12 protein-coding genes are annotated in these 16,539 nt (G+C 58.2%); 3 read left to right on the top strand and 9 right to left on the bottom strand.

Annotated elements, in window-relative coordinates; all coding sequences use genetic code 11:
* Positions 1-135 precede the first annotated feature (135 nt).
* Positions 136-1,317, top strand: a complete 1,182-nt coding sequence (locus AC0L3K_RS34925; protein ID WP_473367720.1) for an acyl-CoA dehydrogenase family protein — start codon at positions 136-138, stop codon at positions 1,315-1,317.
* 4 nt (positions 1,318-1,321) lie between these two features.
* The gene (locus AC0L3K_RS34920; RefSeq protein ID WP_473367719.1) at positions 1,322-2,458 is read left to right on the top strand and encodes an acyl-CoA dehydrogenase family protein; all 1,137 of its coding nucleotides are present in this window, start codon (positions 1,322-1,324) and stop codon (positions 2,456-2,458) included.
* Between the two features lie 771 nt (positions 2,459-3,229).
* Here AC0L3K_RS34920 and AC0L3K_RS34915 read toward each other — a convergent pair.
* The 4 genes from AC0L3K_RS34915 to AC0L3K_RS34900 form a co-directional block, all read right to left on the bottom strand.
* Positions 3,230-4,060: an ABC transporter permease gene (locus tag AC0L3K_RS34915; protein ID WP_473367718.1), complete on the bottom strand. Its 831-nt coding sequence runs from the start codon at positions 4,058-4,060 to the stop codon at positions 3,230-3,232.
* Positions 4,061-4,065: 5 nt separating this feature from the next.
* Positions 4,066-5,316, bottom strand: coding sequence for an ABC transporter permease (locus AC0L3K_RS34910; RefSeq protein WP_473367717.1), 1,251 nt, complete (start codon positions 5,314-5,316; stop codon positions 4,066-4,068).
* A 69-nt stretch (positions 5,317-5,385) separates the two neighbouring features.
* Positions 5,386-6,459, bottom strand: a complete 1,074-nt coding sequence (locus AC0L3K_RS34905; protein WP_473367716.1) for an ABC transporter substrate-binding protein — start codon at positions 6,457-6,459, stop codon at positions 5,386-5,388.
* A 67-nt stretch (positions 6,460-6,526) separates the two neighbouring features.
* Entirely contained in the window at positions 6,527-7,615 is a 1,089-nt protein-coding gene (locus tag AC0L3K_RS34900) for an ABC transporter ATP-binding protein (protein ID WP_473367715.1), read from the bottom strand.
* 300 nt (positions 7,616-7,915) lie between these two features.
* Here AC0L3K_RS34900 and AC0L3K_RS34895 point away from each other — a divergent pair, with 300 nt between their 5' ends.
* A complete protein-coding gene (locus AC0L3K_RS34895; protein WP_473367714.1) occupies positions 7,916-8,299 on the top strand; it encodes a hypothetical protein in 384 nt (127 codons plus the stop codon).
* An 825-nt stretch (positions 8,300-9,124) separates the two neighbouring features.
* On the opposite strand, the gene AC0L3K_RS34890 is transcribed toward AC0L3K_RS34895, so the two are convergent.
* From AC0L3K_RS34890 to AC0L3K_RS34870, 5 genes are all read right to left on the bottom strand, one after another.
* The gene (locus tag AC0L3K_RS34890; protein ID WP_473367734.1) at positions 9,125-10,663 is read right to left on the bottom strand and encodes a porin; all 1,539 of its coding nucleotides are present in this window, start codon (positions 10,661-10,663) and stop codon (positions 9,125-9,127) included.
* 949 nt (positions 10,664-11,612) lie between these two features.
* On the bottom strand, positions 11,613-13,217 hold the full coding sequence (gene tnpC, locus AC0L3K_RS34885) for an IS66 family transposase (RefSeq protein WP_473367713.1): 1,605 nt from the start codon (positions 13,215-13,217) through the stop codon (positions 11,613-11,615).
* 45 nt (positions 13,218-13,262) lie between these two features.
* Positions 13,263-13,610 carry an IS66 family insertion sequence element accessory protein TnpB gene (gene tnpB / locus AC0L3K_RS34880; protein WP_473367712.1) on the bottom strand — a complete coding sequence of 116 codons (348 nt, stop codon included), beginning with the start codon at positions 13,608-13,610 and terminating at the stop codon, positions 13,263-13,265.
* The gene (gene tnpA, locus AC0L3K_RS34875) at positions 13,607-14,008 is read right to left on the bottom strand and encodes an IS66-like element accessory protein TnpA (protein ID WP_473367711.1); all 402 of its coding nucleotides are present in this window, start codon (positions 14,006-14,008) and stop codon (positions 13,607-13,609) included. Before tnpA ends, tnpB begins: the two co-directional genes overlap by 4 nt.
* 431 nt (positions 14,009-14,439) lie before the next feature.
* Complete coding sequence (locus tag AC0L3K_RS34870) at positions 14,440-15,294, bottom strand: Crp/Fnr family transcriptional regulator (RefSeq protein WP_473367710.1); 855 nt, start codon at positions 15,292-15,294, stop codon at positions 14,440-14,442.
* Positions 15,295-16,539: the final 1,245 nt, after the last annotated feature.

The following is a 16,539-nucleotide window of genomic DNA, read 5'->3' as shown; positions in this document are numbered from 1 at the left end:
CGTTGTTAGCCAGCGCGCGTGTTCAGCACTTCGGGGTACAGGAGTTGTTTCGTATCAAGTGAATGGCGACTAGAGAACAATGCACAAACGGAATGTTGGCACTGACGTGGAATTTACGGTGGGAGATGTGCGAGGGTGAGTGATCTTGAATCGTTCCGGCAACTGGTACGGACATGGCTTACGGCCAACTGCCCTTCGGAAATGCGGGAGCCTGTTCGCTCCGCAGACGACATCGTCTCTGGTGGCCGGCGGCCCGTCTTCAAGAACGCCGCGCAGAAAGTCTGGTTGGACCGCATGGTCAGAAAGGGCTGGACGGCACCAAGCTGGCCGACAAAATACGGCGGCGGAGGCCTTTCCCATGAGGAGACCAAAATCCTCCGCGAGGAGATGGGACGTCTCGGCTGCCGCAGTCCATTGGAGCCATTCGGTCTCGAAACGCTCGGCCCAACATTACTGAAATACGGGACGGAAGAACAGAAGTTAGAACACCTGCCGAAAATGGCAGCCGGCCAAATCCATTGGTGCCAGGGCTATTCCGAACCGAGCGCGGGCTCCGACCTCGCCTCGCTGGCGACCCGGGCAGAGGACGAGGGCGACTACTTTCTTGTAAATGGTCAGAAGATTTGGACCAGTTACGCGCACAAGGCAGATTGGATTTTTTGCCTCGTGCGGACTGATAGATCGAGCAAGCACAACGGCATCTCGTTCCTGCTTTTTGACATGGAAACGCCTGGGGTCTCGGTCAAGCCCATCAAGCTGATCTCGGGATACTCGGTTTTTTGCGAGACATTTTTCGACAATGTGAAGGTGCCGAAGACGAACCTCGTAGGTGAATTTAACAAAGGCTGGGAAGTCGCTAAATACCTACTCAGCCATGAACGCGAAAACATTTCTGGAAGCGGATCGGAAAGTCCGCGGCTGTCACTCGGGGAAAGGGCCAAGTTGGCGCTCGGAACCGAATCGGATGGACGACTGGATGATCCGATTCTGAGGAGCCGCATTGCAATGTTCGAACTCCGCGCTCAGGCGGTTGAAGCAAGCTCTGAACGTTTTGCCGACGAGCTAAAGCACGGGCGCGGCCATCCGGCCCAGGCGTCGATGATCAAGTACTTCGGAACTGAGTTGAACAAGCTTCGCTATGAATTAATCATGGCGATAGGAGGTTCGGATGCGTTGGAATGGGACAGTGAGCGCTCTCAGCTAGGCGTTGACGCTCGTGCTTGGCTGCGCACCAAAGCCAACTCCATTGAAGGCGGCACATCTGAAGTGCAGCTCAACATCATCGCCAAGCGTATTCTCCAGCTGCCCGGAGTGTGAAATCGTGCCCCTCTTCCGCACCGAAGATCAAATAATGCTTGCTGACACGGTTCGATCGTTTCTCGCAGAACAAGCGCCGGTCAGCCATATGCGCGCGTTGCGGGATGCAGAAGACAAGGTTGGCTTTTCGCCCGATCTTTGGAAGCGGTTTGCCGACCTTGGGCTGAATGGCGTGCTGCTGGATGAGGCCGAGGGCGGCTCCGGGCTCGGGCACGTCGAAGCTGGGATTGTGCTGGAGGAAATTGGGCACCATCTTACCCCCTCGCCCTTCCTCACGACGGCGGTGGGAGCAGTTATGGCGCTGAAGAATGGCTCAGCAGAGCAGCGGCAAAGCTGGCTGCCTCGGATCTGCGCTGGGAACGCTGTGGGCACGCTGGCTGTGGACGAGTCGGTGCGTCATCGGCCGGATCGAATCGGACTGAAAGCCGAGCGCGTCGGCAGTGGTTTTCGGCTTACAGGCGAGAAGCGCTTTGTGGCGTACGGCCACGTGGCTGACTTCGTGATCGTGGCGGCACGAACCGCCGGTTCGTCGGACGAGGAGATGGGCGTCACGCTATTCCTCGTCGAGAGCAACGCGCTAGATCTCAAGGCGGAATCCGAACGGCTCATCGACGCGAGCTTCGCAGCACGTTTGAAGTTCGATGGGGTGGAGGTCTGCGCACATGCGGTTATAGGCGAGGTAGATGACGGGTTTAGAGGTCTGACGAAAACGCTGACCGCATTGCGGGCCGGTGCGTCGGCTGAATTGATCGGTGTCGGCTCACGCGCTATGGACATGACTATTGATTATCTGAAGCAGAGGAGACAATTTGGGCGTCTGATTGGCTCGTTTCAGGCGCTGCAACACCGCGCCGCTCACCTTTACGCGGAAATGGAGGTCGCTCGCGCCGCCGTGCTCAAAGCCCAGCAGCTGCTCGACGATCACGAGGGTCGGGCCGAACAGGCTGTCATGGTGGCAAAAGCCGTGACTGGCATGGCTAGCGCGCTCGCTGTTCAGGAAGGCATTCAGATGCATGGCGGCATTGGCATGACCGACGAGTACGATGTCGGCTTGTATATGAAACGACAGCGAGTGCTAGCCGAACTGTTTGGCGACGCGGACTATCATGCGAACCGCCTGGCGCACCTTGCAGGTTATTGAAACCCTGGGGATCACTTCTAACCCCAATGAAGTATTTGCGCCCCCTATGGAGAGACTCGTATCGGTGCATAGTGGACGCCTTGGCCGCTTAGTCGGTTGCCTGGCCGGAATTCCGAAACGATTGCGAAATTGAGGATGTCACGCGTATCACGAAGACGACCTCCTTCAGCCAATTCGTACGGGCAGCGTGCAGCAGTAGGTCCCTGCACGGCGATCTTGAGAATGACATTCCAGGCCTCCTCCAAGATCTAGCAAATGTCTGGTTGTGCAAGCTAATGGGGACGGTGCCTCCGATAGGCTGATGGCCCTTAGCCTCCCAGCCGCAGATGGTAGCCAAGTTTCTACTCCGCGCAAACGCGCCCGACGCTGGACAGTGTTTTAGGATGTCCCGCCCGGCCACCGGCTTGGCCACCTCATGGCGCAGCCGTTCGGTCAGCTGCTGCTGAGGTTCGGCTCGGACCGCTTGCGCCGGGTCGGGCCGACCAGCTTGACTGCCTCTAGTTGAACTCGCGACCGAACGTCCAACGTCCCATAGCCCACTTCGGCTTCATGAAAGACCTATGCTCGTTGTCCATCAAGCCGGCAGCAGAAGAGCAGCTCGTTCTCTCCTCCAGCTGCTGGACGTAAGGCTAACATCGCCACAACTAACTCAGGCGCGTCCGGTGTCGACTGCGTACGGCGGGACAACGTTTTGGCCAGACAGGTCTTACTCGAATGTTCTACGTATGAGGCCGCTTTCGTTCCGTCGGTGTTGCACGCTACGGCAGGCGTTCAGCTGTCGCGTATACCGCGCAGGCGCTCGGAGCGCCGCCGCAATAACTCAATGGTAATCAGCATAGCGAAGGAGAATAGGATCAGCACCGTCGCTGCCGCAGTGATTGTCGGACTAATCGACTCCCGGATCCCCGAAAACATGACCCTTGGCAAGGTGCGTTGATCAGCGCTCGCGACGAAAAGCGCGACCACTACCTCATCGAAGGAGGTGATGAAAGCGAAGAGCGAGCCAGTCAGTACTCCTGGAAGGATGAGGGGCAAGGTGATCGTGAAGAAAACGGTGATTGGCGGCGCACCGAGGCCGGCCGCAGCGCGGGTCAGCGAGTAGTCAAAGCCCATCAGGGTCGCGCCGACCGTGATAACGACGAAGGGCGTAGCCAGCGTGGTGTGCGCCAAGATTAGCGCAGTAAAAGTGTTAAGCAGCCCGACATCGGCATAGAAGAAATAGAGGCTAACACCGGTGATCACAACCGGTACGATCATCGGCGCGATAAGCACGCTCATCACCGGCGTTCGCCAAGCGAACTGCGGGCGGTTGAGTCCGAGCGCGGCTAACGTTCCCAAAAAGGTCGATAGAAGCGTGACGGAAACGGCAACCAGAAGCGAGTTGTGGAGTGCCCCCTGCCACCGTTCAGTCAGGAAGAACTCCTCATACCAGCGAAGCGACAGGCCTGGCATGGGATATGTGAAGAAGGGCACAGAGTTAAAAGAGAGTGGGATGATCACGAGGATCGGAGCGACTAGAAACAGCAGCACCATCCCGCATAGCAGTCGGTGGAGATAATACCAGCCGGCCTCCATTGGAGAGGCGTAGACGGAAGCAGCCATCGGTCTCATCCAATCTTGATCCGCTCAATGCCGACCAGCTTGTTGAAAATATAATACAGTAGCAGCGTCATGATAAGCAGGATGGCGCCGAGCGCCGAGGCCATCCCCCAATTGAGCGATTCGCTAGTATAATAGGCGACGAAAGAGCTGACCATTTGATCAGCCGGCCCGCCGACCAGTGCGGGGGTTATGTAGTAGCCCAGGCATAAAATGAAGGTCAGCAGGCAGCCGGCGCCGATTCCTGGCAGGGTTAGTGGGAAGTAGACTTTCCAAAACGCGTAGAAAGGACCAGCGCCGAGGGAGCGAGCTGCTCGGACGTAGTTTGGAGAAATAGTTTTCATGACGCTGTATATTGGCAGAAGAGTAAGGGGAAGCTGGATGTGGGTCATGGCCACTATTGTCCCGACCCGATTGAAGATGAGTTCGGCCGGTTGCGATATGACGTGCAGGGCCATCAAGGTGTCATTGACCATGCCGTGCTGCTGCAGGAGCACGACCCAGGCCGTCGTGCGCACCAATAAGGAAGTCCAAAACGGCAGCACGACCATGATCATCAGAAGATTGCTTGACTTGCGGGGCAATGTCGCCAGCAGATAGGCCAGCGGGAAGCCGAGCAGCAGCGTCGCAACTGTTACACCGATGCTAATGCCGAGCGTTCGCAAGAAGACGTCGCGGAAGATCGCGTTCTCTGGCGGTGAGGCCACAATCTGACCGTTGGGACCGTACTGGAAGTCGAGAGTTCGGAGCAGATAAAACGTCGTAAAAGCTGACGTTCCTCGCTTCAACAGGGTCCAGATCTCGTGCCGCCCCCATAGCGGATTCATCTCGATCAGCGCCGCCTTGTAGGGACCGGCGGCAAGCGTGCTCACCTTGCGGGCGCTCGATATCAGCTCGCTACGAGACCCGGGTAGCTCATGGTTCATTCGTTCGCCGATCCGGGCCGCCGTCCTCTCCGCCCACGACGCTTTCAATTCGTCGACCAGTGCGGCGTAAACCGTCTCGTCGGGCAAGTCTCTTCCGTCCCACCCTCTCAGGGCTGCCATGGTTCGTGGCATCAGGGATAGCAGCGTATCGTCGTGGACCGCATTGAACATCATACGGCCGATCGGCAATACAAAACCTATCAGCATGAAGAACAGGAGAGGCAGAACAAGCGCGAAAGCCCTCAGCTTGCGTGCCCGCTCGATCCGCTGTAGCTTAGTACGCAGCGGCACGCCGTCGAAGCTTCCAGCGATTTGGACGGCCATTGTCGCCATCAATTCCTCTCTCTGTTCGTTCGTGCATATTAGGCGACGAGGACTACGGCTGCCCTCCCCGCAGTTGCTTCATTGTTGCTTCGCAAGCCAGGCGGTAAAGCGCTGGCGCAGTTGATCGCCGTTCTCAATCCAGAAGAGGACGTCAAAATCGATGGCCTGCGCGGCATGCTCCGGCGCAGTTGGAAGGTCGGCCAGGATCGTCGGATCAATTAGTTTCGTTGCCTCCGTGTTGCCGGTACCGTAGGCAATATAGCGCGTCATCTCGGCCTGGGAGTGCGCCGACGCAGCGAAACCAATAAACTTATACGCCTCGTCCCGGTGCGGAGTGCCTCTGGGGATCGACCACAGATTAAACGTCGCAATTTGCGCGTCCCACATGATCTCGAAATGCTTACCGGAGTTTTTCACAGCGTCATAGATCCGGCCGTTAAACGCCGAGGTCATGACGACCTGGCCGTCCGCTAGTAGCTGCGGCGGCTGCGCGCCGCTTGTCCACCAGATTACGTCCTTCTTGATCGTATCGAGTTTTTTGAGCGCGCGCTCCACGCCTTCTGGCGTCCGGAGCACATCGTAGAGGTCCTTTTTGGCCACGCCATCGGCGATCAACGCCCATTCGAGATTGGGCCAGGGATCCTTATACAGTCCGCGCTTTCCGGGGAATTTCTCCAGGTCGAACAAGTCGGCGATGGTCTTTGGGCCGTTTGGCAGCTTGTCCTTATCGTAGGCGACGATTGCGGCGTTGACGTGAGTCGGCACGCCGCAATCATACTTGCTGTCTCCCAGGAACTTGGCCTTATCAAGACCCAGCTTGTTCCAGTCGAGTGGCTCGAGAATGCCGGAGTCGCATAGCCTCATGGCCGCCGATGGATTGATGTCGACTACGTCCCAACTCACCGTTTTCGTTTCGACCATGGCTCGTATCTTGTCGGACTCATAATTGTATTCGTCTTCGGTGATTTTGATGCCTGTGGCCATCGAGAAGGGCTGGAACAGGGCCTTACGCTGACTTGCCTGGAGGGCGCCGCCTCCAGCAACAATCCTCAGCTGATCGCCGGCGGAAGCAGAGTCGAGCGGGATCAGCGCGCCCAGCGTCAAAGCAGTTAAGGCGAGAGCGCTCGCGGTCACCAATGACTTTCTCATCATCCATTCTCCCTCTTTGGCCCAGGATGGGGGCGGCGTTACAGAAGACAGCTATCTGGCTCGAGGTAAGTCAGGGCGCGTCAAGCGCCCGACAATCCTCCGTTTTCCAACCGAGCGTGATCTCTGCGCCGGGCTCAACTTGTGCTATCGAGTCCGAATTCGGGAGCTTGACCACAAAGTCGTCATGGCCGCACACCGAAACGCGGGTGCGCACATGATCTCCCAAATAAATGAGCTCAGTGACCCGCGCGCTGAAAACATTGGGCAGCGACCCCGGCGCCGGATTAAGCTTCACCCGCTCCGGCCGTAGCGACAACAGGGTCCGTCGACCAATTGTGTCGACGTTGACCGCGAGCGCCTGCACCGTACCACCGCCGGGAAGCTCCACCGCGCAGGTCGTGCCGTTGATGCCAACGACATTCCCCAGCAGCCGATTATTTTCGCCAATAAACTGAGCGACGAATGTGTTCTGCGGGTGCTCGTAGAGATCGGCCGGAGCGGCGAGCTGTTGGATGATGCCATCATTGAACACCGCAATCCGGTTAGACATGGTCAACGCCTCGCCCTGATCGTGCGTCACATAGACCACGGTTACACCTAGATTTTCATGAATGTGCTTGATCTCAAGCTGCATTCGCTCGCGCAACTGCTTGTCTAGCGCACCAAGCGGCTCGTCCATCAGTACGAGTTTGGGATCAAAGACGAGCGCGCGTGCGAGTGCGACACGCTGCTGCTGGCCACCGGAGAGCTGCCCGGGTCGACGCCCTGCGTATGCGCTGAGCCGAACCATGTCGAGCACCCGCTTGATCCTGATCTCCGTCTCGGACTTGCCGATCTTGCGAACCCTGAGTGGGAACGCGAGGTTCTCTTGCACGGTCATATGCGGGAAAAGCGCGTAATTTTGAAATACCATTCCGATGTCGCGCTTGTGCGGCGGTGTCTTGTCGATTGAGCGACCCGCCAAGAGGATCGAGCCATGGGTAGGCGCTTCGAAGCCGGCCAGCATCATGAGTGTGGTCGTCTTTCCCGAGCCAGACGGCCCTAGCATCGTCAAAAACTCACCTTGCGCGATACCCAAGTTGAGGTTCTTTACGACCAGCGTTTCGCCATCATAGGTCTTCTGAACGTCACAAAATTCCACAAAGCTCGAGCCCGACATCGTCCCTCTTTCCGCCCCGCGCGTGCTGGCGCTTGCACTACTGCGCCGCTGTTGACCAGACCACAATTGGCTCTCGAAGGATTGCAACAGCCGCGGACAATCGAGCTCGTAAGGACACCCCCGCAAGAGGCGCACGCATCAGATCCACCGTTTCCCCCGTTTCATTTTAACTAGCGGCCTGGCGGACGATATCGGACAAGTGAGCCGCTTTTGATCAATCTTTGCTGCCACAACGTTGAATTTGTGCATCTCACCCCCCGTTTCAAAGATTTTCACTAGATCCAGTCACAAGGACGACAAATGAGTGCGATCAGATCTTACAAATCTGAATCGCTAAAAGAAGTGCTGAGCGGCGAGTTGGGCTTCCGGGCAGAATCGGCGCAAGCTGGTTGCCGCGACAAATCCAGCACGGTAGTGATGGGCGGTTGCGGGATCGAATATACGACCGACGAACTCGGCACCGCGACCGAGCATATGCTGCCGCTCGTCATTCTGTCGTGGAGCATTGACGCTCGCGGCGCAATCCCCGACGACGTGAAGACTGGCATCGAACAAGACCGGTGCTCTAGTCAATCGGATTGTCAGGCGCTTGCCAACGCTATTGTTGCAGCGCCCAAAGCCCGACGCACCAAAAACCGTGGCCCGAACGATTGCGCGCGCTTGAGGCCGAGGGTTCGACGCTGATCGAAGTGAGAGGTCGCATGATGTTGAACGAATAGAGCGCTCGTAGCTAGTAAACTTGAGGAGGCATGATCGCCGCCGCTGATCGTTGGAAGTTGTTGCACCTGCCCGAGCGGCTCATCCTGCAAAGAATCCGTCATCGGTCATCAAACGGTGGAACTGTTGCTGGCGGGTTGCGAAACGCCGTTTCAGGGGGCTCAGCAGGCGCAGGTCGAAGGTGGCATCTCAAACCCGTCCGATCCGTTCAAAGAAATCGTGAAACTCGCCGATCCAGCTGCTGACTGTGCGGCAGCGACGCTCATGACAGCGGGATCGTCATCATGTGCTTGCCATCAGCCATCTACTGCCTGGTCGGCCGATGTACCTGAGTCAGATTCGCGCGGCGCGGCTTGCACCCGACGTGCGCCTTCCGAGCCGCCGCGCCTCAGCCGACGGTTGCCGTTCACGACGCTCTCCGTGATGGCGGCTCAATCCGGGGGTCTCACGCGGAAACTGACGCTGGTAGAATTGCCTCTGAGCCTCATTGCTGGAAGAACCGATGCTGGGCTATTACAGCGCTGGTCTGACCATGAGCGTTCGCACTCATGGGTCCGCTGGACTTTCGCGCCAGTCGCCTCGATGTCTAGTAGCAAGCTGCCGTAGGCAGCCGCCGAGACGCTTTACGACCGCTCGTGCGCCACGTCTTGTGACGGCAAAGTCAATCGAAATGTGGCCTGCGAATTTCACCTTCGAGTAGAAAGGCCCCCGGCGGGCATGCCGGAGGCCTCTTGGAGGTCTACCTAAATGTATTTGAGCCTGAGTTGTCTCCTTCCGCTAAGATAATGAAACTCACCAGTTGCGCTGAGCGCGCAGCATCAGCTGAAGGCTCTGCTGGTCCTTCAGTTCGTATACCCCGCCGGGCTTGGCAATACCGGACTGCAACGGCAAGGTGACGGTGCTTCCGCTCGCGTACTTCTGGTCAAGCATCGTGTAAGCGAGCTCGGTCGAGAAAGTCAGATTCTTAACCGGGTTCCAGCGCAAGGCCGTACCGACCGCTGCATAGTTGAAGTCCGGATTGCAACCACCCGCGCCGCTTGACAGGGCAAGAGTTGCGACGATTGCTCCGCAGAGGTAACCCTTGGCCGTGCCGTTGTACCGAACAGCACCAAAGCCGCCGAAGATAGAGGAGTTCCAATAGGGGTTCCAATTGTGGGTGTAGCCGCCGTTGAAGCCGTAGGTCGTGGTCAATTGTTGGCCAGCGCCGGCAACGAAAACCGAGTCAGAGAGACCAGCAATACCCACGCTCTGGTATGCACCAGGAAGTCCCGCACCGCTGTATATCGCGAAGGTCCAGGGAGCATACTGCTGAAAGTTGTAAGCGGATGCACCGTTTGTATAAACGCCTTGGATGTTGATCGTGTCACCGGCACCGGTCGGGATGTTCTTGATTGACAATGCAAGCTGGCCGGCCCAGCCCCACTTGTCGCCCGGATGTCCAGTTGTTTCGTCAGCACCGTAATAACCGGTGTGGTTATCGTGCGCAGCGACCGATGCTTGGAAAAGCCCCCAAGTCTGATCGACGCGTAGCATGGCGACGAGATCGGGAGAGCGCGAACCACCGATGTCGCCTGCTCCATATGTACCCGTCGCAAGACCTGCGGCAGTCGCACCGCTCACGTTCCAAATGTTTGTCGTGCTATGAGAAACTTGGTCCTCGGCCGAGAAACTCGCCGTAATGCCCTGCCCAAAATCAGCGGTATAGGCAAACTGATTAACAGCTTCCCAACCACCGCCGCCAGGCAGGCCATCGAAGCCGTTTGCTGGATAGTTGGTCCAAGGTGAAGAGAACTGCGACTGCGCTCTACCGATGGTAAAGCCAGCGAACTGCATGAATGCGTAGTAAACAGAGAGCGAACCGCCGGAAATCATTCCGCTGCCGCTTCCTGCAGGGTTACTTCCGTTATAGGCCGTCGAGCCGTTGATGGCCGTCGTGCCGGCGCCGCCATAGCCGCCCGCAGTCCAAGTGAAGGCCAGCTCAGCGTAAGTGCGAAGGACACCATACTCGGTCGCGGTCCGGCTATCCATGCTAAGGCCCGCACGGGATTGAGTCGTGTAGTAGTTGCTAAGGCGGTTGTGCGCGCCACCAAGGCCGCTGGTCGCAGCTCCCCAAACGCCGTTTGACCCGAGGATTGTTGTGCCACGCACGTAGCCACCGAGCTTGATGCAGGTGTCGGTGCCCGGAACGTAATAGAATCCAGCGCCGTACAAGGAGCAGATTTTAACGTATTCGATCGCCTTGGCCTTGACGGGGAGATCGGCGGCCTGCGCACCGCCAATAGCGATCAGACCCGCTGCCGAACCTAGAAAGAGGCTCTTCGCCATCTGCATAAAAAAAACCTCCAGTTGTTTAACCCAAGAATGGCTAATCTCGCTTTCAAGGAGATCAGCCACCTCCGCCCCAATCGTTCACGACCTACAGGGCCTTCCTTGAACACCGCCGATGAATTCCATCGGTGACGTCGCGGCGCGGACCATTCCGCCGCTCGCATGAATAAGTTGACAGATTGCGTTAGTCAGCGGCACGAAAACTTCGTACGAAACGAACAGAAGCAAGTGTGCTTTGGGCCAGCGTGATGTAATCGCTTCACAAGGGTACTATCTGTACCGTAACGACTTGTATGCGTACGTTTCGTACGCATGAGTCCATATTTTAGTACGGTGGGTGCAACGGCTATGCGTGAGCCGCGCTTACGGTCCGCCTTAGTGATGATGAGACTGGAGGAGACTGGATGCGAGCGCCGCCCAGTTGACGCATTGACTTGAATGTCGCCATTGCGGTGTGCGCGTGATCATCGTCGGGTCCTCTCTGCTCGCGATAGGAATGGGCGTATGCGCAGCTACCGTTCGTGATCTCGACTGCAGAGAAGCAATATTGACGCAATGGGATCAGTTGCGTTCGTCGCGCGTTCCGGAGGCCGCAAGTCACGGCGCGCTATTCGTCAACCCGGCTGGGTTACATGAGCAGACGTGTAATGATTGAAGCGCTTAAACAAGCCGCGCGGATTGCAACACATTCGCACTCAGGACCAGCGCAGTAAGTTGAACGAGTCCAGCCTGCTTCTGAGTAGAGCGAGGAGGCAAAGCATTTGACCAGTACGCATACGACGAAGGCCGCCTGATTGACGCATGCGCGCGAGCGCGACGAGCTCTTGTACGCATACGACGAAGGCCGCCTGATTGACGCATGCGCGCGAGCGCGACGAGCTCTATGAAGGGCGTTGCGTGAAGATCAGGCAGCCTGCTGATCGGCGGGAGTGTCGCCTTGGCGGAGGAGCTTCTATTCCCAGGGCAGCAGTTCGTGCAGACGCGATACGGGAAGAGCGGCGATACGGGCGACGATATCGGCAAGCCAGGCCTTGGGATCGACATCGTTAAGACGGCAGGTGGTGATCATCGTCAGCATGATGGCGGCGCGGTCGGCACCGCGCAGGCTGCCGGCGAAGGTCCAATTGCGCCTTCCCAGGGCGATGCCTCTCACTGCGCGCTCAGCACAATTGTTGGTCAAGCAGATCCTGCCATCGTCGAGGAAGCGGGCGAAGTCGTCCCAGCGCCTGAGCATGTAATTCATGGGCTTCAGGACCTCGGAGGAGCGCGAGAGGGATTCGCGCTCGAGGAGCAGCCAGGCATGCATGTCCTCGAGAAGCGGCTTGCTCTTTTCCTGGCGCACGGCGCACCGCTCGTCGGCGCCGCGGCCGTTGATGGCGCGCTCGATCTCGAACAAAGCGTCGAGGCGTCTGACCGCCTCTAACGCGATCAGCGAGACCGGTTTGCCCCTGTGGCCTTCCCGGGCGTTCTTCTCGATGTCGGCCAGCTCGAAGAAGCCCCGCCGCGCATGGGCGAAGCAAAACGCCGGCGTAATCGGCAGCACCTTCTTCTGCGGATCGAACAACGGCTCGAAGCCGTTGTAGCAATCGGCTTGCAGGATACCGGCGAAGGCGGCCAGATGCTTCTGTGGATGCTCGCCTCGACGGTCGCTCGAGGCGTAATAGACCGCAGCCGGTGGCGCTGGCCCGGCGAAGGGCCGGTCATCCCGCACATATGTCCAGATCCGACCGGTCTTGCACTTGCCCTTCGCCAGGATGCGAATGGTGGTGTCGTCGCCATGCAGGCGCTCGGCAGCAAGCACATGGCGTTCGATCAAGTGGAAGAGCGGCATCACGGCGAAGGTCCCGTGGCCGACCTGGTCGGCCAGCGTCGACAATGGCAGGTCGATCCCCTCGGCCTTAAAGCGCGCACTCTGCCGATTAAGCGGGATGTGCATGCCGAACTTGTCGAACAGAATCGTCGCCAGCAATTGTGGGCCGATGAAGCCGCGCGGCGTCGCGTGGAACGGCGCCGGCGGCTGGCTGATCTTCTCGCAATCGCGGCAGGTGAACTTCTCGCGCACTGTCTCGATGACCTTGAAGCGGCGCGGGATCTCCTCCAGCGTCTTGGTCACATCCTCGCCGATCTTCGCCAGCCGCGATCCGCCGCAGCAGGCGCAGCTCGTTGGAGCCTCAATGACGATGCGCTCGTGTTTGATGTCGTCCGGCCAGGGCTTGCGTACCGGCCGCTTGCGCGTGAAGGCACGCACGTTCTGGGTCTTCGCCGCCGCGGCCTGAGCCGCAAGCTCATCCTCGCTCGCCGTGGTGGCGAGTTCTTCGAGTTCCAATTCCAATTGTTCGATCAGACGCGCCGTGCGCTCGGAGCGCTGCCCGTACAGTTCGCGTTTGAGTTTCTCGATCCGCAGTTCGAGATGCGCGATCAGCGCCGCGTTATCCGACAGCTCCGCTTGCGCGCTGGCAGCCATCGCCTCGGCTCGCAGCCGGGCCTCACGCTCGGCCTGCAGCGCCGCCAGGGCACTGACAAGATCCGGTGGAAGGTCGTCCGGCTTCGATATCATGAAGCCATTGAATCAGATCAAGCAGCAGATTCAAACCCAAAACGGCTATCCGACCCGCGTCGGACGCGGGGTTTCTTGCGGGTTGCGCCAATCGATCCCGGACAACAGGTAACTCATCTGCGCCGGCGAGATCGTCACCGCATCGCCCGCAACCGAAGGCCAGATGAACCGCCCTCTCTCCAGTCTATTGGTGAACAGGCATGCTCCCTGGCCATCGTGCCAGATCACCTTCACAAGATCGCTTCGGCGACCGCGGAAAACAAACAGATGACCGCTGAGCGGGTCCTTGCGCAGCACCTCCTGCACCTGGAGTGCCAGCGTCGGAAAGCCTCGCCGCATGTCCGTGTAGCCTGTCGCAAGCCACACGCGTGCGCCCGTCGGAACCGGGATCATCGGCGCACCAAAGCATCGAGAACGCGACGTAGTGCGTCTCCATCAACGTCGCCATCGACCCGGATGCAGTGCCCGCTACCAAGATCTATCTCGATGATGCCCAGGCTCTTCCGTCGACGCGCCGCCGTCGTCGTCAGTGGCGCTTCGGCAACCGCCCGCGGCGGCACAGACGACCCAATCTCGACCGGCACGAACGGCGCTATACTCGCTTCAGCGTGCTTGCAAAGCTCTTTGCGCCACCTGAACAGCTGGCTTACATGAAGGCCAGCCATGCGAGCTACCTCGGAAACGCAGGCTCCGGGCTCGAGCGATGCTGCAACAAGCCGTTCCTTCTCATCCTGTGACCACCGGCGCCGCCGCTCGACCGATGTGATCACCTCCGCCCTCGAAATCGTCATAGCGCTTCTCCTAGGATTACTCCTAGGACCTGCAGCGTTCGCGTCCGTCAAACAAGGCGGCCCTCAACGCAGGAATACTTTGACCATGCTTGCCGCAGTGATACTTATTGACGCATGCAGATGGCGTAGCTCCCCAACCCCCGGCCTCGCCCACCCCATTTGGCTTTTCGATAAAGGGTAAGCTGACGGCAGGAGTGCCCGATCGTCAACTTCACTAACAGATATGGTGGGCCTGGCTCACCGCGACGAGCTAGACTGGAAGTGCTCGAGCAAATGATTGATGTTATGCCGGGCTTCCCATTGCGCCGGTGGCGTCCGCCACCACTTTGCTCGCTCAAGCCGGTGCGTAGAAAGAAGTTGGCTGAGCATGTGGCGGTGTCGGGTCGCCGCTTAGCAGCCCAAAAGGCCCGTTGCGGTCGCCGCTACAAGACTCAGAAATGAGACTCCAAGCCGCCGCATGCGGTATCGATAGTAGAAACGGTGGTCGCGGTTGGAGCATAAGCTCCTGCAATCAGCTTGTAACAGGTGCATGCCTGTTGCTCGAGGCGCTGCTTGTCCTGGATGTGCAACATGCCGCGTGTCTTGCGAATCAGTAGTTGCTGTTCAAATCGAATCAGCGATTCCGTTACACCAGGGCGGCGCAATCCCAACATCGAAGAGAGGTAGTCATGTGTAATAGGGAGTACATCAGAATTCAGTGCGTCGCTTGCCAAGCAAAGCCAGCACGCGAGCCGTTTTTCCCGATCGTGTCGAACGCCGCACAATCCTGTCTGAGCGCAATGCAAGTTCTGCGCTTGAGCGTACCGATAAAGATGCTCTCGTATGTCGGAGCACGCAGACAGGACACGTCTCAAATCCTCTACAAGAATTCTGTGCGCGCTTCCGGGAACGAGGACGACAGATTGACGCGTGGCAAGATGCCCTCCGGCTAAAAGCGAAACGCCGATCGCACCCCGATGTCCCATTACGGCCGTTTCGAGGACGCTTCCCGCTGCGACGATCCTCAGCGAGATGAGCCCCGACTCTATGAAGTAGATGTGGTCAAGAGCCCTTTTGGGTTCTTGGAGTACCATGCGTTCTCTCAAAACGACCGGCTCAAGGTATTCTCCTATTACGGCGAGTTCTTGAAGAGAAGTGCTCGCGAGAATCGCGTTTCGGACGAAAGGCCGCGCATTGGAACGCATCGCACCAGGACGGAGCAGCATAGGTGTAGCAGATGCCTGCGTGAGAGCGGCAGCTTCGGAGCTATCGCGCCCACCGACAACGGACAGGAATTGGTCGGTCATACTGCGGCCCGTCTCTTGATGAGAGAAACTCTTGGCGGTCAACCCCTTTGACCTTCACCCACGATTAATTCTTAAGTCTAGCAATGGGGAGCCGTTGGTTCATGCAATCAGGCGCCAAATGGCGGGTGAATCCTGCGTTTAGAACCGCGGCTATGACGTATTCCACTGCGCAATGTTTTTTGGCATATCAGTGTCCTACATTGCACGTAGCATTTCGCAGCCTCAGATTCTGTGTAGGCGCGGTTCAGCGTGGCCGATGAGTTCAACAGCGTCGAGTGCCGGCGATCCTCCACCCGGCGCGATCTTGGACGGCGCAACCCGCAGCGCGTTTGATCGGGACTTGATAAAGGTGTTCGTTACCGTGGTGGCATCATCGATACCGATCAGATCACGCGTGCCATACGTCCAGTTGTTCCGCTAAAGGTTTCGCCGACGCAGGGATGAAGCCGCCCAATTCCATTCCTACGCACGCCTCTGCTGAGCTCGAATCGCTATGCCGCGCTTCAATCATCTAGCGAAGGGGCATTGCTTCGCCAGAAATGTTTCTCACGCCGAGCTGCTCACTGACGTAAATTGCAGTCGCGAGGGAAGCGCGGGGGCGACTATGAGGCAATCGAGTCTGGGGACCCAGGAAAGTTAAGATCTGCTTTTGGCGCGGTGCTACAGGGTATGTGCCTGGTCGAAAAAGAGGCCGCATGCTCGATGAGTTCGTGGCGAATACCGGGCTGCACCGGGAGCATGCGATGCGACTGCTGCGCTACGACTCTGGCGGGAACGCAGCGGGTGGCGCGATCGTACACGGGTGTAGTACAGACGCCGCGAGAAACGTGCTAGTAGTGCTATGGGAGTCGCAGATCGATTGTGCGGCAAGCCTCTGAACACGCGCCTGCCGATCTTGATCGAGTCGATGGAATGGCACGGCCAAATGACGAAGCGCAAGACATAGGTCCCGATCAAGAAATGGGTATTCCGATCTCCTAGGCTGCGATGAAATGCTCGCAAATGTCACTTCCACTATTACATCATCAGGGAAGATGTGCACATTGGTAATCGCGCTTACGTAGACAGCTTGAGAGGTTCTAACGACAGGAACTATTCCCCCCTCGCCGCCTCGATGGCATCGATCGCAACCGCTTCAACATCTAGCGGCACCCTCGCACCGTAGAAAGTCGTCCGTGAACAAGGCTCTAAGCGATTGAGCAGGAGTCAGTTTTCCGGTTGCGGCGGCATTTGAGATTGCAGGGA

The organism is Bradyrhizobium sp. MI1.10 (assembly GCF_055811035.1).
Note: the sequence above shows the minus strand (reverse complement) of the source record. Positions and strands in the feature narration are given on the sequence as shown.

Coding starts and splice junctions, on each gene's coding strand:
- AC0L3K_RS34905 (WP_473367716.1), bottom strand. CDS start 6,459: ATGATGAGAAAGTCATTGGTGACCGCGAGCGCTCTCGCCTTAACTGCT.
- AC0L3K_RS34890 (WP_473367734.1), bottom strand. CDS start 10,663: ATGCAGATGGCGAAGAGCCTCTTTCTAGGTTCGGCAGCGGGTCTGATC.
- AC0L3K_RS34870 (WP_473367710.1), bottom strand. CDS start 15,294: ATGACCGACCAATTCCTGTCCGTTGTCGGTGGGCGCGATAGCTCCGAA.
- tnpA (WP_473367711.1), bottom strand. CDS start 14,008: ATGACGATTTCGAGGGCGGAGGTGATCACATCGGTCGAGCGGCGGCGC.
- tnpC (WP_473367713.1), bottom strand. CDS start 13,217: ATGATATCGAAGCCGGACGACCTTCCACCGGATCTTGTCAGTGCCCTG.
- AC0L3K_RS34900 (WP_473367715.1), bottom strand. CDS start 7,615: ATGTCGGGCTCGAGCTTTGTGGAATTTTGTGACGTTCAGAAGACCTAT.
- AC0L3K_RS34915 (WP_473367718.1), bottom strand. CDS start 4,060: ATGGCTGCTTCCGTCTACGCCTCTCCAATGGAGGCCGGCTGGTATTAT.
- AC0L3K_RS34910 (WP_473367717.1), bottom strand. CDS start 5,316: ATGGCGACAATGGCCGTCCAAATCGCTGGAAGCTTCGACGGCGTGCCG.
- tnpB (WP_473367712.1), bottom strand. CDS start 13,610: ATGATCCCGGTTCCGACGGGCGCACGCGTGTGGCTTGCGACAGGCTAC.
- AC0L3K_RS34895 (WP_473367714.1), top strand. CDS start 7,916: ATGAGTGCGATCAGATCTTACAAATCTGAATCGCTAAAAGAAGTGCTG.